General features: G+C 64.7%; 2 protein-coding genes. Both read right to left on the minus strand.

The window, feature by feature from the left end; all coding sequences use genetic code 11:
- On the minus strand, positions 1–795 hold a 795-nt coding region (locus EOA33_RS20965; protein ID WP_145989220.1), incomplete at its 3' end, for a glutamate synthase subunit beta.
- A 142-nt stretch (positions 796–937) separates the two neighbouring features.
- Positions 938–5,659: a glutamate synthase large subunit gene (gltB, locus tag EOA33_RS20970; RefSeq protein ID WP_127406464.1), complete on the minus strand. Its 4,722-nt coding sequence runs from the start codon at positions 5,657–5,659 to the stop codon at positions 938–940.
- Positions 5,660–6,065 lie beyond the last annotated feature (406 nt).

Consider the following 6,065-nt stretch of genomic DNA (forward strand, 5'->3'; position numbering starts at 1 on the left):
CTGCACCAGATAGGCCATCGCGTCATGCCCGCCGCCGAGATCTTCGCCGGGAATGCCGGCCGCGCGCGGCGTTTCGGAACCGCCGCAATAAAGCACCGCGTCATGTTCGGCGAGCAGCTCGGCAACCGGCTTGTCGACGCCGACATTGACGCCGCAATGGAAGGTGACGCCCTCGCCCTGCATCTGCTCGATGCGCCGGTCGATATAGTGCTTCTCGATCTTGAAGTCGGGAATGCCGTAACGCATCAGCCCGCCGGGCCGGCTCTCGCGCTCATAGACATGGACGTCGTGGCCGGCGCGGCCGAGCTGCTGGGCAGCCGACATGCCGGCCGGGCCGGAGCCGATGACGGCGACGCGCTTGCCGGTCTTCTTCTCCGGCGGATAGGGCCTGATATGGCCGGTCTCGTAAGCCTTGTCGGCGATCGCCTGCTCGACCGTCTTGATGGCGACGGGAATGTCCTCGAGGTTCAGCGTGCAGGCTTCCTCGCAAGGTGCGGGGCAGATGCGGCCGGTGAATTCCGGGAAATTGTTGGTCGAATGCAGGTTGCGGATCGCATTGTCCCAGTCGCCATTGTAGACGAGGTCGTTCCAGTCCGGGATCTGGTTGTGGATCGGGCAGCCGGTCGGCCCGTGGCAGAACGGAATGCCGCAATCCATGCAGCGCGCGGCCTGCTTCTCGACCTCCTTGTCCGACATCGGCAGCGTGAATTCGCGGAAATGCCGGATGCGGTCGGAGGCCGGCTGGTACTTGTGCACCTGCCGGTCGATCTCAAGAAACCCTGTTACCTTGCCCATAGTCCAGTCCCTGCTGTCCGAAGGCACGCACTTGTCGGCGCACCCGTTAACCCCATAAGGCCGCCATGGCAACCGCAGTCCGGGGTCAGGATTGTTGGTGAGGATGGCGGCCGGAGATCCATCTCTCCGGCCCGTCCAATGCTTATTCGGCCGCCACGCTCATGCGCATGCGTTCCATCTCGATCAGCGCGCGGCGATACTCGACCGGCATGATCTTGCGGAATTTCGGCCGGAACGCCGCCCAGTTGTCGAGGATTTCACGGCCGCGCGCGGACCCCGTGTAATGGACGTGGTTCGAGATCAGCTGGTAGAGCCGCTCCTCGTCATGGCTGGTCATGTCGCCGGATACGTCGACACGTCCCTTATGGTCGAGGTCGCCGCCGTGATGGAGCAGCTTCTCCATCAGATCGTCCTCTTCCGGCACCGGCTCCAGCTCGACCATCGCCATGTTGCAGCGTTCGGCGAAATCGCCCTTCTCGTCGAGCACATAGGCGACGCCGCCCGACATGCCGGCGGCGAAGTTGCGCCCCGTTTTGCCGAGCACGACGACGATGCCGCCGGTCATGTATTCGCAGCCATGGTCGCCGACGCCTTCGACTACTGCCGCGACGCCCGAATTGCGCACCGCGAAGCGCTCGCCGGCGACGCCGGCGAAATAGGCTTCGCCCTCGGTGGCGCCGTAAAGCACCGTATTGCCGACGATGATGGAGTCAGCCGCGACGATCTTGGCCTCTTCCGGCGGGCGGATGACGATACGGCCGCCCGACAGGCCCTTGCCGACATAGTCATTGCCGGCGCCGACCAGCTCGAACGAGACGCCCCGCGCCAGGAAGGCGCCGAAGGATTGGCCGGCGGTGCCGGTAAGCTTCACCTGGATCGTGTCCTCGCGCAGCCCCTTGTGCTTGAAGCGCTTGGCCACTTCGCCCGACAGCATCGCGCCCGCCGAACGGTCGACGTTGCGGATCGGCAGCTCGATGGAGACGGCCTGCTTGGCTTCCAGGGCCGGCTTGGCCAGCTCGATCAGCTTGCGGTCGAGCACGTCGTCGATCGGGTGCTTCTGGCGCTCGGTCCAGTGCACCGCCTCGTGCGGCGCGTCCGGCTTGAAGAACATCTTGCCGAAATCGAGCCCGCGCGCCTTCCAGTGCTGGATTACGTCGCGCTTCTCCAGAAGATCGGTGTCGCCGATGATCTGGTCGAGATGGGTGAAGCCCATTTCGGCGAGCAGCGCGCGCACCTCTTCCGCCACATAGAAGAAGAAGTTGATGACGTGCTCGGGCGTGCCCTTGAAGCGCTTGCGCAGCACCGGGTCCTGCGTCGCCACGCCGACCGGGCAGGTATTGAGGTGGCACTTGCGCATCATGATGCAGCCGGCCGCGATCAGCGGCGCGGTCGAGAAGCCGAACTCGTCGGCGCCGAGCAGCGCGCCGATGATGACGTCGCGCCCGGTGCGCAGGCCGCCGTCGACCTGCAGCGCCACGCGCGACCTGAGGCCGTTGAGCACCAGCGTCTGATGCGTCTCGGCGAGGCCCATTTCCCACGGGCTGCCGGCATGCTTGAGCGAGGTCAGCGGCGAAGCGCCGGTGCCGCCGTCATAGCCCGAGATGGTGATGTGGTCGGCGCGCGCCTTGGCAACGCCGGCCGCGACCGTGCCGACGCCGACCTCCGACACCAGCTTGACCGAGACGTCGGCCGCCGGGTTGACGTTCTTCAGGTCGTAGATGAGCTGCGCCAGATCCTCGATCGAATAGATGTCGTGGTGCGGCGGCGGCGAGATCAGGCCGACGCCGGGCGTCGAATGCCTGACCTTGGCGATGGTCGCGTCGACCTTGTGTCCGGGCAGCTGTCCGCCCTCGCCGGGCTTGGCGCCCTGCGCGACCTTGATCTGCATGACGTCCGAGTTGACGAGATATTCCGCCGTCACGCCGAATCGTCCTGATGCAACCTGCTTGATCGCCGAACGCTCCGGGTTCCTGCCGCCGCCGGGCAGCGGCAGGTAGCGGTCGGCCTCTTCGCCGCCCTCGCCGGTGTTCGACTTACCGCCGATGGCGTTCATGGCGCGCGCCAGCGTCGTGTGCGCTTCCCTGGAGATCGAGCCGAACGACATCGCCCCGGTCGAGAAGCGCTTGACGATCTCCGCCGCCGGCATGACCTCGTCGAGCGCGACCTTCTTGCGTCCAGTCTCCTCGGCGAGCCTGATCTTGAATAGGCCTCGGATGGTCTGGGCGCGGGCCGTCTCGCTGTCGATCTGCGCGGAATAATCCTTGAACGTATCCCATGACCCCTGGCGCACCGCATGCTGCAGGGTGGCGACCGCGTCCGGCGACCACATATGCGCCTCGCCGCGCATGCGGAACATGTACTCGCCGCCGACCTCCAGGCTGCTGCGCAGCACCGGATCGTTGCCGAAGCCGTCGGTGTGGCGGCTGATCGTCTCGGCCGCGATCTCGTCCAGCCCGACGCCCTCGATCAGCGTCGCGGTGCCGGTGAAGTACTTCTCGACGAAATCCGACTTCAGCCCGATGGCGTCGAAGATCTGCGCGCCGCAATAGGACTGGTAGGTGGAGATGCCCATCTTGGACATCACCTTGAGGATGCCCTTGCCGATCGACTTGATGTAGCGCGAAACCACTTCGTAAGCGTCGACCTCCTCCGGCAGTTCGCCGCGCTTGTGCATGTCGAGCAGCGTGTCGAAGGCGAGGTACGGATTGATCGCTTCGGCGCCGTAGCCGGCGAGGCAGCAGAAATGATGCACCTCGCGCGGTTCGCCGGATTCGACGACCAGGCCGACCGAGGTGCGCAATCCCTTGCGGATCAGGTGGTGATGCACCGCTGCCGTTGCGAGCAGCGCCGGAATGGCGATGCGGTCCGGCCCGAGCTGGCGATCGGACAGGATGATGATGTTGTAGCCGCCGGCGACCGCCGCTTCGGCGCGCTCGCAGAGCCGGTCGATGGCGCCCTGCATGCCAGCGGCATTCTCGTTCGCACCGTAGGTGATGTCGATCGTCTTGGTGTCGAAACGGTCCTCGGTGTGGCCGATCGAGCGGATCTTCTCGAGATCGCCATTGGTCAGGATCGGCTGGCGCACCTCGAGCCGCTTGCGGCGCGAATTGCCGACAAGGTCGAAGATGTTCGGCCGCGGTCCGATGAACGACACCAGGCTCATCACCAGTTCCTCGCGGATCGGGTCGATCGGCGGGTTGGTGACCTGGGCGAAGTTCTGCTTGAAATAGGTGTAGAGAAGCTTCGACTTGTCCGACATCGCCGAGATCGGCGTGTCGGTGCCCATCGAGCCGACCGCTTCCTGGCCGGTTGTGGCCATCGGCGCCATCAAAAGCTTGGTGTCTTCCTGGCTGTAGCCGAATGCCTGCTGGCGATCGAGCAGGCTGACATCCTTGCGCAGCGCGCGCGGCTCGACCGGCTTCAGGTCTTCCAGGATGAGCTGCGTGTTGGCGAGCCAGTTCTTGTAGGGATGCCTGGTCGCGATCTCCGATTTGATCTCCTCGTCGGAAACGATGCGGCCCTTGGCGAGGTCGATCAGCAGCATGCGGCCGGGCTGCAGCCGCCACTTCTGGACGATCCTTTCCTCAGGCACCGGCAGCACGCCGGCCTCGGACGCCATGATGACGCGGTCGTCGTCGGTGACGATGTAGCGCGCCGGGCGCAGACCGTTGCGGTCGAGCGTGGCGCCAATCTGGCGGCCATCGGTGAACACGACCGCCGCCGGCCCGTCCCACGGCTCCATAAGTGCCGCGTGGTACTCGTAGAAGGCCTTGCGGTCGGCGTCCATGAGCTTGTTGCCGGCCCAGGCTTCCGGGATCAGCATCATCATGGCGTGGCTGAGGCTGTACCCGCCCTGGAACAGGAATTCGAGCGCATTGTCGAAGCACGCCGTGTCCGACTGGCCTTCATAGGAGATCGGCCAGAGCTTCGAAATGTTGTTGCCGAACAGTTCGGAATCGACCGAGGCCTGGCGGGCCGCCATCCAGTTGTTGTTGCCGCGCACCGTGTTGATCTCGCCATTGTGCGCGACCATGCGGTAGGGATGCGCCAGCTTCCACGACGGGAAGGTGTTGGTCGAGAAACGCTGGTGGACGAGGATCAGCGCGGTCTCGAAGCGCGGATCGCTGAGGTCCCTGTAGTAGGCCCCGACCTGATAGGCCAGGAACATGCCCTTGTAGACGAGGGTGCGCGCCGACAGCGACACGCAATAGGCGCCGATGTCCTTGTTGTCGTTTTCGGCGTAGATGCGGCCCGATATCACCTTGCGCAGCAGATAGAGTCTGGCCTCGTACTCCTCGTCATCGGTGATGTCGGGCGTGCGGCCGATGAAGACCTGCCGATGAAACGGCTCGGACGCCACGATATCCGGCGCCTTCGACAGCGACGAATTGTCAACGGGCACGTCACGGAAGCCTAGCAGCGGCAGCCCCTCGGACTGCGCCGATTCGATGATGATATCCTCGATATGGGCGCGCAGCGCCGCGTCTTGCGGCATGAACCAGTGTCCGACACCGTACTGGCCCGCCGGCGGCAGTTCGATGCCCTGGGCCGCCATCTCCTCGCGGAAGAAGCGGTCGGGAAGCTGCACCAGCACGCCGGCGCCATCGCCCACGAGCGGGTCGGCGCCGACGGCGCCGCGATGCGTCAGGTTCTCCAGCACGGCAAGGCCGTCCTTGACGATCTGGTGCGATTTCACGCCCTTCATGTTGACGATGAACCCGACGCCGCAAGCGTCGTGCTCGTTGCGCGGATCGTAAAGGCCCTGAGCGGCCATGCCGGTGGCGGTGCGGGTCGCGGTTTTGACGGCTGCCGCTTTCGTCTGCGCGGCCTGGCCGTTAATCGCAGATGGCGTCAATTCCGTCATCGTCCCGTCCTCCGTTCCGCGCCCCTTTGAGGCGCTGGTTTGCCTTGGGAAGCGCGATGCTTCCCCCTCATCCTTGCTGCACGTCTTGCGAAATCGTTGCCGAACCATGCGGTGCGCCGCCCGGTTCGTATCCGGTATCGTACAGGCCAGAGCCGAGCCGTCTACCCGTCGCTCGCGGCAACGGCCGGAATGGCCCACATGATACGCCAGTCCAGCCTGTTTTGTGCGACAAAATAAGACAGCACTACTGTCCTAAATTTTTTATGGCAGAAATCAGGCGCGCGCACAAGACCGATTCACAAAAATCTTGGCCGCGCCGCGACACAAAATTTCGCCAGAGGGCGACAAAGCGTAAGCTTCGGTCGCTGCCGATTTCGGCGTCGGCTGGCATCACCGCTTTCCCGGC

The organism is Mesorhizobium sp. M4A.F.Ca.ET.050.02.1.1 (assembly GCF_003997725.1).
Classification (GTDB): domain Bacteria; phylum Pseudomonadota; class Alphaproteobacteria; order Rhizobiales; family Rhizobiaceae; genus Mesorhizobium.

Bases quoted from the DNA above. Each gene is read 5' to 3' on its own strand.
- gltB (WP_127406464.1), bottom strand. From the start codon at position 5,659: ATGACGGAATTGACGCCATCTGCGATTAACGGCCAGGCCGCGCAGACG.